Genomic DNA, 17,538 nt, shown 5'->3' with positions numbered 1-17,538 from the left:
CAACGAATGCATTTCCTATGTTTTGATAAATCTCTGACAACCTACGCTGTTCCCAGGAAATCGTCCAATAATCCTAATAGACAAGATTTATATAAACTGAGCCGACTTGTAAACAAATCGGCTCATTCACTTTGAATCCACTGGGTTTAAAGTTGCTTATTCAATTCCTTGCTTGCCCCTGCCTTTAGCCTTGTCCTTCGGAGTTTTCGGCTTCTTAGCAAGCCTTGCAGCATCACGCTTCATCTTCGCCCTCTCAAAGTAGCAAGTCTTTTCACGCTTCGGAGCGTTCTTCTTGGCTTCAATAGCTGCCTGATTCAGCTCATCAGTCACGACTTTCAGCCTTTCCGATATTCACACTAACTGCAATGACTGAAAGGAAGTATCCCTATGATTGATGAGATCTACAATAGCCGTATCGGTGCTATCAAGACAGACCACTTCTCTGATGAATGGGAGCAGACCGCTATCCCATTTGAGGAGTCGCTGACTGAGGAGCAGACAATCTTGTACCATAAGCTATGCGACTTGCAAAGTGAGACTGCCGCTGCTGAAATGAGAGCTGCGTACAAGGCAGGCTTCAAGGACGGCGTGACTCTGATGAGAGAGATTCAGGAGTAATAGAATTTTCCTAAGCGATCTTTTTCCATGTTCCCGAAATACCGCTCCAAACCCCTTGACATTTTTGTCCTCTTATGGTAGAATTAGATTGAATAGTTGTATTCTTGTTCACCAAAAGTTTACAACTAATTTCGCAGAAGGGGTTGACAGGCGTATGACGATGCGGTATAATGCTCATGTACGGTAAGGAAGCAAGCAACTGAAAACAAGAGATAGACCGCCAGCACTACACTATTCCGAACCAAAGACCAAAAGATAAGCATTGTGGGAAAATCTAAACTTTTGGATTTTCCTACAATGCCAACTACGGCGGAATCCCTCCCACTCCTTATATCTTTCTGTATACATTGAATTTGTATTTAGTAAAATGCAGACAACACCACGGATCGGCTTTTGGTTGGACAATTCCAACCAAACACCACAGCAGACAGCAGAAAACATTCTGAACGCTAGGAAGCCGGTATGATTGTTACATATAAGGGGAAGAAAAATTTCTTTTAGGTACTTGCTTTCCTAAAACTGATGTGATACAATGATTTAATCCAGAAAAGGAGTAAAAAATATGCGGCAAGGTATTCTTAAATAAAACTATAATCAAATAGTGGGAACAAAGGATTATGATAGCTCCTTTTGTAGGGGCTTAGTTTTTTGTACCCAATTTAAGAATACTTTTGCCTTATCAATTTTGACATATCCCCAAAAACAGCAATCACAAACAGGTGTATGCTGTATATGTGTATGTCCGCAACTTATAATCCCCAGTGGTAAAAGTATTTTACTGCTGGGGATTTTTATGCCCTTTGGGGCTGTAAAGGGAGGACAATCACATGAAAATAATCAATATTGGAATTCTTGCCCATGTAGACGCTGGAAAGACGACCTTGACGGAGAGCCTGCTATATGCCAGCGGAGCCATTTCAGAACCGGGGAGCGTCGAAAAAGGGACAACGAGGACGGACACCATGTTTTTGGAGCGGCAGCGTGGGATTACCATTCAAGCGGCAGTCACTTCCTTCCAGTGGCACAGATGTAAAGTTAACATTGTGGATACGCCCGGCCACATGGATTTTTTGGCGGAGGTGTACCGCTCTTTGGCTGTTTTAGATGGGGCCATCTTGGTGATCTCCGCTAAAGATGGCGTGCAGGCCCAGACCCGTATTCTGTTCCATGCCCTGCGGAAAATGAACATTCCCACCGTTATCTTTATCAACAAGATCGACCAGGCTGGCGTTGATTTGCAGAGCGTGGTTCAGTCTGTTCGGGATAAGCTCTCCGCCGATATTATCATCAAGCAGACGGTGTCGCTGTCCCCGGAAATAGTCCTGGAGGAAAATACCGACATAGAAGCATGGGATGCGGTCATCGAAAATAACGATGAATTATTGGAAAAGTATATCGCAGGAGAACCAATCAGCCGGGAAAAACTTGCGCGGGAGGAACAGCAGCGGGTTCAAGACGCCTCCCTGTTCCCAGTCTATCATGGCAGCGCCAAAAATGGCCTTGGCATTCAACCGTTGATGGATGCGGTGACAGGGCTGTTCCAACCGATTGGGGAACAGGGGGGCGCCGCCCTATGCGGCAGCGTTTTCAAGGTTGAGTACACCGATTGCGGCCAGCGGCGTGTCTATCTACGGTTATACAGCGGAACGCTGCGCCTGCGGGATACGGTGGCCCTGGCCGGGAGAGAAAAGCTGAAAATCACAGAGATGCGTATTCCATCCAAAGGGGAAATTGTTCGGACAGACACCGCTTATCAGGGTGAAATTGTTATCCTTCCCAGCGACAGCGTGAGGTTAAACGATGTATTAGGGGACCAAACCCGGCTCCCTCGTAAAAGGTGGCGCGAGGACCCCCTCCCCATGCTGCGGACGACGATTGCGCCGAAAACGGCAGCGCAAAGAGAACGGCTGCTGGACGCTCTTACGCAACTTGCGGATACTGACCCGCTTTTGCGTTGCGAAGTGGATTCCATCACCCATGAGATCATTCTTTCTTTTTTGGGCCGGGTGCAGTTGGAGGTTGTTTCCGCTTTGCTGTCGGAAAAATACAAGCTTGAAACAGTGGTAAAGGAACCCTCCGTCATTTATATGGAGCGGCCGCTCAAAGCAGCCAGCCACACCATCCATATCGAGGTGCCGCCCAACCCGTTTTGGGCATCCATAGGACTGTCTGTTACACCACTCTCGCTTGGCTCCGGTGTACAATACGAGAGCCGGGTTTCGCTGGGATACTTGAACCAGAGTTTTCAAAACGCTGTCAGGGATGGTATCCGTTACGGGCTGGAGCAGGGCTTGTTCGGCTGGAACGTAACGGACTGTAAGATTTGCTTTGAATACGGGCTTTATTACAGTCCGGTCAGCACGCCGGCGGACTTCCGCTCATTGGCCCCGATTGTATTGGAACAGGCATTGAAGGAATCGGGGACGCAGCTGCTGGAACCTTATCTCTCCTTCATCCTCTATGCGCCCCAGGAATACCTTTCCAGGGCTTATCATGATGCACCGAAATACTGTGCCACCATCGAAACGGCCCAGGTAAAAAAGGATGAAGTTGTCTTTACTGGCGAGATTCCCGCCCGCTGTATACAGGCATACCGTACTGATCTGGCCTTTTACACCAACGGGCGGAGCGTATGCCTTACAGAGCTGAAAGGATATCAGGCCGCTGTCGGTCAGCCGGTCATCCAGCCCCGCCGTCCAAACAGCCGCCTGGACAAGGTGCGCCATATGTTTCAGAAGGTAATGTAAAGATACATAATCGTCAAGACGGCAACAATCAGAAGTTATGGAGGGTAACAATGGAATATAGTAAGGAAGATTTAATGGAAGCAAAAAAGCAAATTTGGGGAGTGGGAGAGAACATGGGAACAGAGGAAAGTAAAAAAATCTGGGAGGAGAACGCACAATTTTGGGATAATGCAATGGGTGACGAATCTAATGAATTTCACAGAGAGGTAGTGCGTCCCAAAGTAACGGAACTTCTATCTCCTAATCCTGCGGATTACATTTTGGATATTGCGTGTGGCAATGGAAATTATTCTTCGTATCTTGCACAAAGAGGCGCTTCGGTTGTCGCTTTTGATTACAGCAAAAAAATGATAGAATTGGCTAAAAGACGGCAATCACAATATGCAAAACAAATTGAATTTTGTGTGGCGGATGCGACCGATAGAAAAAGTATATTAGAATTAAAAAGAAATCGAGCCTTTACGAAAGCAGTTTCTAATATGGCAATTATGGATATTACGGATATTGAACCACTTCTTATGGCTGTTTATGAACTGTTGCAGGAAAGCGGAATTTTTGTCTTTGCAACGCAACACCCTTGTTTTGTCACGTTGACTGAAAAATATATGACACCGCACAGTTACTATGATATAGCGATTGAAGGGCAACCGAAAGAGCAGATTTATTATCATCGTTCCATACAAGATATTTTTAACCTTTGTTTTAGAGCTGGATTTGTCATTGATGGATTTTATGAAGAATGTTTTAAAACCAACAAAGAAATTCCTATGGTAATGATAGTAAGGCTTAAGAAGGTAAAACGTGATAGCTTAAAATAAATTCAAGTTTGTCGGGTAAATAGCAAACCCAGCCGAGCCAGTCAACGGTCAAGATGAACGGCGCATATGCGCAGCCGTTGACAGCCCCGCCCGCCTTTGCTGGTAGGCAATCAAGGGGCGACAGCAAGAAGTGCCACCGCCCCGCACTATTATTCAGAAAGGGGAATTTCCATGACCGACCAGATAGCCTATCAAGAATATATCCAGCGCAGGTACAACGCCTTTTGCAAGACTGTTATCCGCTGTGCCGCCTTGGACAAGATTTTGAAGCTTAAACGGCAATGGGAACGGCAAGTTTCCCTTGACTATCTGATGAACGAGAAGTTTGTCCAGTTTGCCGCGTCGGAGCCGGACGAGGAATACCCATTTACCGTCTGCGGTCAGACCGTCCTGCTCTGCAACGCCGCCCTTGCCGACGCGATCTCTGTTTTGCCGGAGCAGACGCGGGAAGAAATCCTGCGCTATTACTTTCTGCGCCAGCCGCAGCGCGTGATCGGCGCGTGTATTGGCCGGTCACGCAGCACAGCGGGGCGGCATATCCAGCTTGCCTTGCAGCGGCTACGCGAAGAAATGGGGGTGAGCCGGTATGAGTAGACTTCTCCCCTATGAAACAATCCTCAAAGCCCGTGAGGGCGACCCAGAAGCCGTGAACGCTGTCCTGCTCCACTACGCCGGATATATCCGCTATTTCTCAAAAGTGAACGGGCAGGTCAACGCCGAGGTGGAGGACTATGTAAAGCAGCGGTTAATTGACTGTCAATTCAAGTTCCGGCTTGACGAACCACCGGACAAGTCATAAAAACTGAATACCAGCCGCCACCGACGCGGCCAGCGAAAGCAGTAAGTCTTGAAAAAGATTTACTGCTTTTTTTGTTGTCCGGCTCCGCTCCCGGCCATTTTGCCCCCTGCCGGTTGTAGTAGTAAGCGAGGAGGGAATTTTTCTGCCCTGGTGTTTGGCATTTGGAGCATTTACCCGTAGTAGAGGGCAAAGAGAAAGGATTTCTCCAACACCGGGTAGAAACCACTGCGTCCGGTGTCATTTTAGCGAAAGCGGGCAGGAATGCCCTTTACAGGATTAGTAGTAGCAGAAAAAGAGAAACAAACTTTTGTGGTTGCAGTTTTCCAAAAAAGTGGCGGACGGAAGTGAGAGAAAGTTTGCAGTCACGGAGAGCAAGTTTCTACCACGGTGCCAAAATCCGCAATTCTGCAGTTTTGCCCCTCGCGGGAAACTTGTTGGGGAGTGCCTTCCCCAAACCCTGCTCATGCGCCCTTACGGGCGAGAAAGGAGGTCACACCATGCGAAAGAAATACAACACGCCCCACCGCAGCCGCGTTGTGAAAACCCGGCTGTCCGAAGATGAGTATGCCGACTTCACAGCGCGGCTTGCGCCCTATGGTATCAGCCAGTCCGAATTTCTCCGGCAGGCGATACGGCGGGCGACCATACGCCCGGTTGTCCATGTGTCGTCGGTCAATGACGAGTTGCTTTCCGCTGTCGGGAAGCTGACAGCCGAGTACGGCAGGATCGGCGGCAACCTCAATCAGATTGCCCGGTATCTGAACGAATACGGCGTACCCTACAACACCCTTTCCGGCGAGGTACGCGCCGCCATATCCGACCTTGCCGTCCTCAAGTATGAAGTCCTCAAGAAAGTAGGTGACGCGGTTGGCAACACTCAAGCATATCAACTCTAAAAACGCCGACTACGGAGCCGCCGAGCAATATCTTCTCTTTGAGCATGACGAGTTTACCATGAAGCCCGTCCTTGATGAAACCGGCAGGCTTATCCCCCGCGAGGACTACCGGCTGTCCACGCTGAACTGCGACGGGGAGGATTTTGCCGTTGCGTGTATGCGGGCCAATCTCCGCTATCAGAAAAACCAGCGGCGGGAAGATGTGAAAAGCCACCACTACATCATCAGCTTTGACCCGCGGGACGGGCCGGACAACGGCCTGACCGTAGACCGGGCGCAGGCGTTGGGGGAACAATTCTGTAAAGAGCATTTTCCCGGCCACCAGGCCCTTGTCTGCACCCACCCGGACGGGCATAACCACAGCGGCAACATTCATGTGCATATCGTCATAAACAGCCTGCGGATTGAGGAAGTGCCGTTCCTGCCCTACATGGACAGGCCGGCCGATACGAAAGTCGGCTGCAAGCACCGATGTACCGACGCTGCCCTGCGCTACTTCAAATCCGAAGTCATGGAGATGTGCCACCGGGAGGGGCTTTATCAAATCGACCTCTTGAACGGCAGCAAGAACCGCGTCACCGACCGGGAGTATTGGGCGCAGAAAAAGGGACAGGCCGCGCTGGACAAGCAGAACGCCCCCATGATTGCCGATAGTATCACGCCCCGGCAGACCAAGTTTGAAACGAACAAGGAGAAGCTGCGGCAGACCCTACGGAAAGCCCTTGCCACCGCCGCCAGCTTTGACGAGTTTTCCTCTCTGTTGCTGCAGGAGGGTGTGACCGTCAAGGAGAGCCGGGGGCGGCTTTCCTACCTCACGCCGGACAGGACAAAGCCAATTACCGCCCGGAAGCTGGGCGACGATTTTGACCGCGCCGCTGTCTTTGCCGTTTTAGAGCAAAACGCCGCCAGAGCAGCCGAAGCGCCAGCCAGATCCCCCGATCCCCCACGCACCATAAAAGACCGCTTGCAGGTTGCCAGAGCCGAGATAGCCGCCCCGAAACAGGACGGAGTGCAGCGGCTTGTGGACATTGAGCAGAAAATGGCCGAGGGCAAAGGCCGGGGCTATGAACGCTGGGCGAAGATACACAATCTGAAGCAGGCCGCCAAAACGCTGTCCGTCTACCAGCAATACGGCTTTACTTCCCCGGAGCAGTTAGAAGCCGCCGTTGACACCGCCTATCAGAAAATGCGCCAGACCAGCGGCGAACTGAAAGCACTGGAAACGAAGCTGCAAGGGAAAAAGAAGTTGCAGCGGCAGGTGTTGGCCTACGCCCAGACCAAGGCCGCCCGCGACGGGCTGCGGGCACAGAAATCCGAGAAAGCCCGCGCCGCATACCGGCAGGCCCATGAGAGCGATTTTATCATAGCCGACGCAGCAGCCCGGTATTTCAAGGCGCATGGCATTACCAAGCTGCCCGCCCGGAAAGCGTTGCAGGCCGAGATCGAGCAGCTTATCTCCGAGAAAGACGGCCTGTATAACACCTATCACGAACAGAAACAGCGGTTCAAGGAGTTGCAGACCGTCAAGCGGAACATCGACCAGATTTTGCGCCGGGACGAGCCGCACCGCAGAAAGGAGCAGAGCCATGAGCGATAACCTGCCCCACATGGACTACCGCCAGCACCGGCGGGCGCGGCGGCTGGTACATGAGTGCTGTAACTACGATGAGGGGAACTGCCTGCTATTGGACGACGGGGAGCCTTGCGTGTGCGTCCAGAGCATTTCCTTTTCCCTCATGTGCCACTGGTTCCGTGTGGCTGTCCTGCCCCTTGACGGGGAGCTGGCCGCAGCCCTCTTGTGCCGGGGAAGCCGGAAACGGTGTGCCGTCTGCGGGGCGGCCTTTGTCCCCAAATCCAACCGGGGAAAATACTGCCCCGACTGCGCCGGGCGCATGAAGAAAATCAAAGCCGCCGAGAGAAAGCGGAAACAAAGGCAGAGATGTCACGCTTTAGAGCCTTTCAAACCCGCATAAATCAAGGCTTTTTTCGTGGGTGTCAAAGGGTACGCGATACATTTATCCTTTTCCCCCGGAAACGGCGTTTTAATGCGTGACAATACGCCAAAATCAACCCGAACACAGGGAGGTGATCCTATCGCTGATTATATCAGGGCAGACACGCGGCTGCCCGCCTATCTGCCGTATCCCCGTTTCCTGCTGAAAATGGAGATTTCACAGACCGCCAAGCTGCTGTATTCGCTGCTGTTAGACCGTTCCACCCTCTCCCAGAAAAACAAGTGGCTGGACGACGAGGGCAGGATTTATATTATCTATCCCATCGCGGAGATAGCAGAAATACTGGATAAAGGCAGCACCACCATCAAGGGGGCGCTTAATGAACTGGACACGGCGGGGCTGTTGGAACGGGAACGGGGCGGCTTCTCCGCACCGAACCGGCTTTATGTCAAAGTACCGCCAGTGCCACAGGTACAGTTTTCAGACCAACTGATGGCCGGAAGTCCGCCCCTCATAGAGCCGGAAAACCGTCCTACTGATGGTCAGAAAACCGACCTTATGATGGTCGGAAAACCGTCCCCTAACCAAACTACTATAAACAACCTTACAGAGAGCCAAACAAAGGGAGTGAGTGGGGGGCCGTCCGCGCCCTATGGCCGATATGGAAATATTTTTCTGTCACAGACCGAATACGACGAGTTGCAGGCAGAGTACCCTGACAGGCTGGAACGGTTCATCGAGGAAATGAGCCGCTACCTTGCCGCCAACGGGAAAAGCTACCAGAACTATGCCGCCGCCCTGCGGATATGGGCGGGGAACGACAAAAAGGAAGCCCCTAAAAAGGGCATACCAGACTACTCATGCAAGGAGGGCGAGAGTTTATGAAGAATGAAATCAACGCGGTTTTGGAGAATATGACGACCACCATCCCGGAGCCGGAGGACTACACCGGCGAGGACGGTTTACTGTACTGCGGCAAGTGCCGCAAGCCGAAAGAAGCCTATTTTGCGCCGGATAAGGCCGCTATCTTCGGGCGCGACCGCCACCCGGCAGAGTGCGACTGCCAGAGAACCGCCCGCGAGGAACGGGAAGCCGCCGAAAAGCGGCGCAGACACCTTGACACCGTGGAAGAACTGAAACGCCGGGGCTTTACCGACCCCACCATGCGGGACTGGACTTTCGAGAACGACAACGGCAGGAACCCGCAGACCGGGCTTGCCCGCCGGTATGTGGAGCATTGGGAAGATATGCGGACAGACAATATCGGCTGCCTGTTCTGGGGCGGCGTAGGCACCGGCAAAAGCTACCTTGCAGGCTGTATCGCAAACGCCCTCATGGAGAAAGAAATCCCCGTCCGCATGACGAACTTTGCTCTTATCCTCAATGACCTTGCCGCCAGCTTTGAGGGGCGCAACGAGTACATTTCCCGCCTTTGTCGTTATCCGCTGCTGATCCTTGACGACTTCGGCATGGAACGCGGGACGGAATACGGGCTGGAACAGGTGTTCAATGTGATTGACAGCCGTTACCGCAGCGGCAAGCCGCTGATCGTCACGACCAACCTTACGCTGGACGACCTGCACAACCCGGAGGACACCGCCCATTCCCGGATTTATGACCGCCTGCTTTCCATGTGCGTCCCGGTACGCTTTACCGGCGACAACTTCCGGCAGGAAACCGCCAAGCGGAAAATGGAGAGCATGAAGAAACTGATTACCGACTGAAAGGAGTATTGCCTATGGCAGATAACAAGCAGCACGACACCCGCACCACCCGCCGCCCTGACTGTGTGACGGAAATCCGCATGGGCAATTCCGTCCTTGTCGTGTCCGGCTATTTCAAGAAAGACACCACAACCACAGCCGCCGACAAAATGGCGCGGGTACTGGAAGCGGAAGCCGCTGCTACACAGGAGCCGACTTATCCGGCGTGAACCGGGGCATGGAAAAGCGGCCATGCCAGGGAGCATGACCGCTGGAACGAAAATCGGAAGTGCTTTAGCAATTCTTAATCTCATTCTCTATAAAATAATTTGCAATTTCAAAGGCTTTTATTCTTCTCTTTGCCAATGTGATTTGTGATTTATAACGCTCGGAATTATCCTTTGATTCAAATGTTTTTACTGTTTCTCTTAGCTTGTGCAGAGTTGAATCAATTTGCCTTTTGGCCGCGGTTAATTCATCTATTGTATACTTCATGTTTTCTCCTTTAACTTCTGATTTTTTTGTTAAATCAGAGTATACCACGGAGTTATGAACTTTTCTACTGCAAATATGGGACGACAACCCATACCATAAAAATCGGAAAATTGAAAAGCTGTAAAGAAGCAAATTTAACGCTTTTGCCGCTGTACAGCCCCCGCCGTTCCGTGGTACAATGAAACCACGGAATAGTGGGGCTGGCTGTCGGAAACGGAGGATTTTATGTTAAGACAAGCCACCCAAAACCTCATTACCGCCCTTTATCCGAGATTGTCCCACGAGGATGAATTGCAAGGCGAGAGTAATTCCATATCGAACCAAAAAAGGATACTCGAAACCTACGCAAAACAGAACGGCTTTACCAATCTGCGCTGGTACACCGACGACGGTTTTTCCGGCGCGAACTTCCAGCGGCCCGGATTTCAAGCCATGCTTGCGGACATTGAAGCCGGGAAAGTGGGTACGGTCATCGTCAAGGACATGAGCCGGTTAGGGCGAAACTACTTGCAGGTAGGGTTTTACACGGAAATGCTGTTCCCTCAAAAGGGTGTGCGTTTTATCGCTGTCAACGATAATGTGGACAGTGCCAGCGAGGGCATGGACAACGATTTTACCCCGCTGCGAAATCTGTTCAATGAATGGCTGGTGAGAGATACGAGCAAGAAAATCAAGGCAGTGAAAAAGTCAAAAGGCATGAGCGGCAAGCCTGTTACCAGCAAGCCGGTTTACGGCTATGTGATGGACGAGGACGAGAATTTTATTATAGACGAGGAAGCCGCCCCGGTGGTGCAGCAGATTTACCAGCTTTGCCTTGCCGGGAACGGCCCGACCAAGATTGCCCGTATGCTGACGGAGCAGCAAATCCCCACGCCGGGGACGCTGGAATATCAGCGGACAGGCAGCACCCGCCGTTATCACCCAGGCTATGAGTGCAAATGGGCGACCAACACCGTCGTTCATATCCTCGAAAACCGAGAGTACACCGGATGTCTGGTGAACTTCAAAACGGAAAAGCCTTCTTATAAGGTCAAGCACAGCATAGAGAACCCCGTCGAGAAGCAGGCCATTTTCGAGAACCACCATGAGCCGATCATCGACAAGGAAACATGGGAACGGGTGCAGGAGTTACGCAAACAGCGCAAACGCCCGAACCGCTACGATGAAGTGGGGCTGTTCTCCGGGATTTTGTTCTGCGCCGACTGCGGCCATGTGCTGTATCAGCAGCGGTATCAGAACAAAGACCGCAAACAGGACTGCTACATCTGCGGCAGCTACAAGAAGCGCACCCGCAACTGTACGGCGCACTTTATCCGCACCGATCTGTTGACCGCTGGTGTCCTGGCAAATCTCCGGCAAGTGACCGAATACGCAGCCAAGCATGAGAGCCGGTTTGTGAAACTACTTGTCCAGCAGAACGAGATCGGCGGCAAGCGAAAGACCGCCGCAGCCATCAAGCAGCTTGAACAGGCGCAGGAACGCATTTCTGAAATCAGCCGCATTATCAAGCGGCTGTATGAGGACAATGTAAACGGCAAAATCAGCGATGAGCGTTTCATGGAACTGTCGGCTGACTACGAAGCCGAGCAAGCGGAGCTGAAAAAGAGAGCCGCCGCCCTGCAAGCCGAACTGGACAAGTCACAGGCAGCTACCGTCAACGCCGAGAAATTTATGGGCATTGTCCGCAAGCACCTTGCCTTTGAAGAACTGACCCCCACTCTCTTGCGGGAAATGATCGAGAAAATTGTGGTGCATGAGTGCAGCTATGATGAGAACGGCACCCGCAGGCAGGACATTGAGATTTATTACAGCTTTGTCGGCAAGATTGACTTGCCCGAATAACCGCCCGACCTATCCGACACAATGGCCAAGTGTCGGATAGGAACGGCAAAATTTTTTGCACTTCTATTGCTTCTTTATCACACATAAGCAAATGCGCAAGCAAGCAAGCAAGCAAGCAAGCAAGCAAGCAAGCAAGCAAGCATAACTGCGCCCTTTTCACAATTTCATACGATTATAGAAGCGTACTCTATGGGATAACTATGTCCCGTGGGGTGCGCTTTTGTTGTATTTATAAAGGAGGAAGAATATGAAAAGCAAACTGAAACGGCTGACAGCGAGTACGTTAGCGCTGTTGATGGTTGGAACCGGACTGCCGCAAGGTAGCGTTTTCGATGGCTTATTTGAGGATTCTGTAATCATTGCAAATGCTGAAGATCAAGTGATTTACGATTTGATTGGAGAAGTTCCTATCGTTGATGGAGGGCAGGCAACGAACTTGTCAGGAAACAAAGACTACGGTAACTTGGTTGACGGCAATACTAACACTTTGTATGAGCTTACCGAGGGAACCCCTTATGTGGAGTTCCACTACTCCCGTGCTTTTGTACCGAAAAAGTATGTTCTCTGGAATCTCGATGATACATATTATAGTTATTATCGACGTAATCCCTCCTCGTGGACGATCAAAGCAAAACTAAATAAGACTGATGAATGGACAACGATTGCTACAGCTACCAACAGCGGCTCTAACCAGCTTCCTACAAACGATATTAGATCAAAGGAATACAGTATCGAAGATAACATGAATGCCTATAGGTATTTCCGTTTTGAAGCAACACCAGGCAACGCAGGTTTTCTACTTAGCGAATTGCAGTTTAAGGAAGTATCAGAGAAAATAGATGTATCGTGGAGGATGGAAGGTGGATTGTCGCAAGCTAAAGGCTTATCAGAAACGAATAATACGAACTGTGTTATCAATGGCAATACTGCCGAGCTGATGACCGATTCTCACACTAAAACGATGCGTTATACTTGGAATAGCGGAACAGGGTTGTTTTGGTCTAATTCTATTTCAGAGCGATATTCTTCATTCGGATATGCGTCGTTTAACAACCCTCTAAGCAGTGGATGTGTAGTTACTTTTCCGAACATCAAGGGGAAGGTAACCGGATTAAAAATGACCAATTTGGTTTTTCAACATGATCCAGGGATTCCGGAAATAATTAAGATGTATGTTGGCACAAAAAATGGTAACAATACATCGCTGATGCAGATCAATGGTAATGACTACCTTGAATCGAAGTCGGATGGCGTACCATTTACGGCAAACTTTACAAGTGTAGGTATTGACGTGGACGAAAATAATCCACTGACGATCTGGTTTGAAGGCGATCAAGATATTGGAAATACCGTTTTTAGTTTTTCTGGATCTTATCATCCAACATATGGTAGAACGAATTCTATTCTCACATTGTCCTATGTTCCAGCGGCAGAACCAGATGCTGGACACAGTTTTGATTCTTCCAATATTTCTGTAAATGATAATGTCCTTACTGCCACTTGCAATAGCGACGACGCAGACCATAATGCTTTATATGGCGGAGCTAATCATAAATACACACTGACACTCAATGCAGAAGATGGTGTATTTAGCTATTATTCCCCATCGACTGCATTCAGCGCCACGCTGACACCTTCATTGACAGATTTCAATACTGACACGCAACTTAATGCTACTTGCACATTCAACTACCACAACAATGATACCGGAGCAGATAATACTTCGCCTCCACGTTCTGTAGGAAATTATACAGTGACTGCCACTATTAAGATAAATGGAACGGACTATGTCATGAGCAAGGACTTCCAAGTGGCAGAGGGGAAAATGGTTTTCAACGATTATCAGCAGTTTAGCTTAACCCCCAAAGGAGGAGTTGAGGGGGATACAATAACCATAGCCTTTACTCCCAAAATGGGCGAGAGCGTAGAAGCGCTGACTGTAACGGGTGACAACACGAGTCTGAGCCTCGGTAACGGCATCACCGACAACGGCGACAATACCTATACATTTACGATGCCCAATGAGAACGTCACCATAGGTGCTACGTTCAATTTCCCGGCGAATTCCAACTTTACGCAGGACGGCAACACCTACATAATCAAAAATGCCGATGGCTGGGATTACTTCTGTCAGATTATGCAGTATGATGCGTCACTCGATGCCTTCAACGGCAAGACTGTAGAGCTTGCCGATAACATCACCGTATCGACTATGGCAGGTACTACACATCCTTTCAAAGGAACATTCGACGGCAAGGGTAAGACGTTGACATTCAACCGCACTGCCGATGCAATGTATACGGCACCATTCCAGAACATAAATGGTGCAACCATCCGCAACCTCCATGTGACGGGACTGATTGAGGGTGGTGTCAATTCCTACTTAGGCGGTTTGGTTGGTAGTTCAGAGGGTAATCTCAACATTGAGAACTGCCACGTGAGCACCCAGATTAGTACAACCTTTGACAGCAACACTCTCAGTGCGAATGTCGGAATCGGCGGCATCGTGGGCTACATACACTACACGACATACGGTCAAGAATGCCGCATTACGGGCACAGTCTATGACGGACTCATCTACAACCCGAACTATTCTGGCACGACCTACGGCTGCGGCGGCTTCATTGGCTGCCTGTCGGAGTATGCGTATGTTGATCTCACCGACTGCCTCTTCATCGAAGGCCAGTACGACAACAACGGCGGCAGGCACGAACTGCTGTGGGGACATGACAATAACAAGAACAGCACGTTCTTCCACCGCATCAACAATCAAGGCCAGGGCAAACTGACTAACTGTTTCTACGTCGGCACACGCGGACTTAAGCAAGGTTCGCCCGCTGTGGAATCGACCGATGCCCCCACCAACTTCGCCCACTTCGGCGACCCGACGACCGCCTACGGCTTCCTGAAGGTGTATGGTCACACCATGGTCTTCGACGGCAAGTACTACACGCCGACATACGGCGACCTGGTGGAGACGTATGACTATGGCGGTGGGAAGAGTTACAACATTGTGTACGACGACAAGCCCCTCGGCATTCCCGACATCACGACGGAACTGTGGGTGCCCTTACTGCGCTACAAACGCACGTTCACCAATGGAAAGCCCGTGACGGTGATGATGCCGTTCAACTTCACGAAGAGCTCCTTCAAGAAGAGTGGCTCCAGCGACGGTCTGACAGGTCATTTCTATGAGTTCCAGGGTCTCCAGCTGAGCACGGAGACAAGCAAATGGGAGCCAAAGTTAACCAAAGAAGTGACCACAATGAAAGCCAACACGCCGTACATCTACGTACCTGACGATGAACCGGAGTATTGGTACATCGATAATGGCGGCTCAGGTGTCAATATCTTTACCGAGGGCTACGACGGCGGTAATAAAACAGTCACTGATGAATATGGTCTGTGGACATTAACAGGAGCATACGAGCCAAAATCGTTCACATCGGCTGATTTCAATATTATGGTGCTTAACGATGACGGTGAACTGGGTGAGGTAACAGGTGCTACAACGGTTGCCCCGACATCAGGTTATTTCGTGCGTGACAACTCAGCATACAGCGTTAATGTAAGTCCTGCAATCGGCGGTATTGTAACAGCAGATCCGCTTTATGCCAAAGAAAATGATACAGTCACGCTGACCGTAACTCCCAATGCGGGCTATGCCGTAAAGAGAGTTTGGGTCGATGGTGACGAGATCACCCCTGTCGATGGCGTTTATTCGTTCACTATGCCCGACAGCAATGTTACGGTAACAGCGGAGTTTGAAGCAATAGGATATACTATCAGCAAGACCGCAGATCATGGTACGATTTCCGCAAAGGTTGGCGATGCAATCGTCACAACAGCAAACTATGGAGAATCAGTAACGCTTGATGTTATTCCCGATACAGGATATACTGTAAAGAGCGTAAAAGTCGGCAATACTGAAATCGAGCCTGTCAACGGCGTTTACTCGTTCACAATGCCTGCGGATAATGTAACAGTAACGGCAGAGTTTGAAGCAATAACATATAGTGTGGCTTTCAATAAGAACAGCAATGATGCGACAGGCTCAATGGACAATCAGAGTTTCACCGGTGGCACGGCACAGGATTTGACAGCAAACGGGTTTACAGCCCCGACAGGCTATCATTTCGCAGGCTGGGCGACTTCTGCAAACGGTGCGGTGGAATATGCAGACGGTGCGGAGGTCAGCAATCTGACTGCCGTAAACAATGATACGGTCACGCTGTATGCGAAGTGGGAAGCAAACAAGCACACTGTTACCTACAAGGTGGACGGCGAAGTTTACGGTGCTGTTGATACCGTTGCATACGGTACGGCTCTGACAGCCCGTGAAGCACCTACGAAAACAGGCTACACATTCAGCGGTTGGAGCGAAATCCCTGCGACAATGCCCGATGAAGATGTTGTTATCACGGGTTCGTTCATTATCAACAAGTACGCAGTCACATGGAAAAACGGTGATACTACACTTGAAACCGATACAAATGTACCTTATGGTATTGCTCCGTCCTATGACGGTGCAACACCGACAAAGGTAGCAACCGCACAGTATTCCTATACTTTCAGCGGTTGGAGTGACGGCACGAATACTTACGCCGCCAATGCCCTGCCAACTGTTTCGGGCAATGTGACCTATACAGCTCAGTTCAACAGCACAGCAAAAACCTACACAATCACCTACAAGGTGGACGGCGAGGTATATGATACAAAGACCGTAAGTTACGGCGATTCGATTGCTCTGATCGATGCTCCTACCCGTGAGGGATATACGTTCAGCGGCTGGCAGACTTCCTACACAACGATGCCTGCAAGCAATATCGAGATAACAGGCACATTTGCGATCAACACCTATGCTGTCACCTACATGGTGGACGGTGCGCAGTACGGCGATAGCGCAACAGTTGAACACGGCACAAAGCTGACTGCTCCCGAAGCTCCCACAAAGAACGGTGCGATCTTCCTCGGTTGGACTGCTGACGGCGTGAATGCTTACGATTTTGAAACGCCCGTAACAGCGGAGACTACGCTCACAGCAATGTGGCTCGATGCAAGCGGCTTCATCACTTTCAGCGAGGGCTACGCTGTGACCGACAACACATATAACGGTACAGACAGAGATTATGTCGGCTTCCGCTTTGCTGTGAATATGGATAATTCCAATTACACGGTCGTACAGCACGGTATCCTCTACGGTATGAATATTGCCGCATTCAGCGACGGCATGGCAGATGCAAACCTCCGCTTTACCGATGAAGAAGCAACAGCTCTGATGGATAAGGTAAGAGAGTTTGCTGCACAGAACACTGATACCGAAACCACCGACTGGATCGAGGTCTACATTGGTGACCGCCGTGACGGTGTGGTCTATGCAAGAGGCTTCATCATCGTGACCGACGGCACAAACAATTATCTGATCTATTCCGATGTACAGGAAGGCAGCTACAACAGCTTCAGCGAATAAGGAGGTATAAAAATGGACGAGAGAAAGCCCTATGTTGCTCCTGAAATGGAGATCACGGTTTTCGATACCGAGGATGTTATCACAACTTCCAATGGTGATGGTAAGCAGGATAACAACGATCCCGATTGGTAAATCACTGCAACGGCAGGCGGCGGTCACGCTGTCCTGCCGTTTTGCCCATTATCGGCAAGAAAG

The 17,538-nt window shown here is 50.3% G+C and carries 15 protein-coding genes; 13 read left to right on the top strand and 2 right to left on the bottom strand.

Annotated elements, in window-relative coordinates:
• Window positions 1-156: 156 nt before the first annotated feature.
• Window positions 157-330, bottom strand: a complete 174-nt coding sequence (locus LI114_RS10865) for a hypothetical protein (RefSeq protein ID WP_227220660.1) — start codon at window positions 328-330, stop codon at window positions 157-159.
• Window positions 331-387: 57 nt separating this feature from the next.
• Here LI114_RS10865 and LI114_RS10860 point away from each other — a divergent pair, with 57 nt between their 5' ends.
• The 11 genes from LI114_RS10860 (at window position 388) to LI114_RS10810 (ending at window position 9,766) form a co-directional block, all read left to right on the top strand.
• Entirely contained in the window at window positions 388-618 is a 231-nt protein-coding gene (locus tag LI114_RS10860) for a DUF6809 family protein (RefSeq protein WP_227220658.1), read from the top strand.
• A gap of 827 nt (window positions 619-1,445) precedes the next feature.
• On the top strand, window positions 1,446-3,365 hold the full coding sequence (tet(W), locus tag LI114_RS10855; RefSeq protein WP_002586627.1) for a tetracycline resistance ribosomal protection protein Tet(W): 1,920 nt from the start codon (window positions 1,446-1,448) through the stop codon (window positions 3,363-3,365).
• Window positions 3,366-3,415: 50 nt separating this feature from the next.
• Window positions 3,416-4,183 carry a class I SAM-dependent methyltransferase gene (locus LI114_RS10850; protein ID WP_002586626.1) on the top strand — a complete coding sequence of 256 codons (768 nt, stop codon included), beginning with the start codon at window positions 3,416-3,418 and terminating at the stop codon, window positions 4,181-4,183.
• A gap of 171 nt (window positions 4,184-4,354) precedes the next feature.
• Complete coding sequence (locus LI114_RS10845; RefSeq protein WP_002586616.1) at window positions 4,355-4,777, top strand: sigma-70 family RNA polymerase sigma factor; 423 nt, start codon at window positions 4,355-4,357, stop codon at window positions 4,775-4,777.
• Window positions 4,770-4,982, top strand: a complete 213-nt coding sequence (locus LI114_RS10840; protein ID WP_002586615.1) for a helix-turn-helix domain-containing protein — start codon at window positions 4,770-4,772, stop codon at window positions 4,980-4,982. Before LI114_RS10845 ends, LI114_RS10840 begins: the two co-directional genes overlap by 8 nt.
• Window positions 4,983-5,479: 497 nt before the next feature.
• On the top strand, window positions 5,480-5,878 hold the full coding sequence (locus LI114_RS10835; protein ID WP_002596229.1) for a plasmid mobilization protein: 399 nt from the start codon (window positions 5,480-5,482) through the stop codon (window positions 5,876-5,878).
• Window positions 5,850-7,475 (top strand): relaxase/mobilization nuclease domain-containing protein, encoded by a 1,626-nt coding sequence (locus LI114_RS10830; protein ID WP_002596230.1) that lies wholly within the window; start codon window positions 5,850-5,852, stop codon window positions 7,473-7,475. The genes LI114_RS10835 and LI114_RS10830 overlap by 29 nt, the downstream gene beginning before the upstream one ends.
• On the top strand, window positions 7,465-7,851 hold the full coding sequence (locus tag LI114_RS10825; RefSeq protein WP_002596231.1) for a cysteine-rich VLP domain-containing protein: 387 nt from the start codon (window positions 7,465-7,467) through the stop codon (window positions 7,849-7,851). The genes LI114_RS10830 and LI114_RS10825 overlap by 11 nt, the downstream gene beginning before the upstream one ends.
• A 72-nt stretch (window positions 7,852-7,923) precedes the next feature.
• A complete protein-coding gene (locus LI114_RS10820) occupies window positions 7,924-8,718 on the top strand; it encodes a replication initiator protein A (protein ID WP_006356266.1) in 795 nt (264 codons plus the stop codon).
• A complete protein-coding gene (locus tag LI114_RS10815; protein ID WP_002596233.1) occupies window positions 8,715-9,557 on the top strand; it encodes an ATP-binding protein in 843 nt (280 codons plus the stop codon). Before LI114_RS10820 ends, LI114_RS10815 begins: the two co-directional genes overlap by 4 nt.
• Before the next feature lie 14 nt (window positions 9,558-9,571).
• The gene (locus LI114_RS10810; protein WP_002596234.1) at window positions 9,572-9,766 is read left to right on the top strand and encodes a transposon-encoded TnpW family protein; all 195 of its coding nucleotides are present in this window, start codon (window positions 9,572-9,574) and stop codon (window positions 9,764-9,766) included.
• Window positions 9,767-9,830: 64 nt separating this feature from the next.
• On the opposite strand, the gene LI114_RS10805 is transcribed toward LI114_RS10810, so the two are convergent.
• The gene (locus tag LI114_RS10805; RefSeq protein WP_002596235.1) at window positions 9,831-10,031 is read right to left on the bottom strand and encodes a hypothetical protein; all 201 of its coding nucleotides are present in this window, start codon (window positions 10,029-10,031) and stop codon (window positions 9,831-9,833) included.
• A 225-nt stretch (window positions 10,032-10,256) separates the two neighbouring features.
• On the opposite strand from LI114_RS10805, the gene LI114_RS10800 reads away from it, so the two are divergent.
• On the top strand, window positions 10,257-11,873 hold the full coding sequence (locus tag LI114_RS10800; protein WP_002596236.1) for a recombinase family protein: 1,617 nt from the start codon (window positions 10,257-10,259) through the stop codon (window positions 11,871-11,873).
• A 247-nt stretch (window positions 11,874-12,120) separates the two neighbouring features.
• Window positions 12,121-17,343: an InlB B-repeat-containing protein gene (locus LI114_RS10795; protein WP_227220657.1), complete on the top strand. Its 5,223-nt coding sequence runs from the start codon at window positions 12,121-12,123 to the stop codon at window positions 17,341-17,343.
• The last annotated feature ends 195 nt before the right edge of the window (window positions 17,344-17,538 follow it).

Origin of the sequence: Ruminococcus sp. 210702-SL.1.03, assembly GCF_020559915.1 — a bacterium.
Taxonomy (GTDB): Bacteria; Bacillota; Clostridia; order Oscillospirales; family Ruminococcaceae; genus YE71.
The sequence above is the reverse complement of the archived record's forward strand: the minus strand, read 5'-3'. Positions and strand labels throughout refer to the sequence as shown.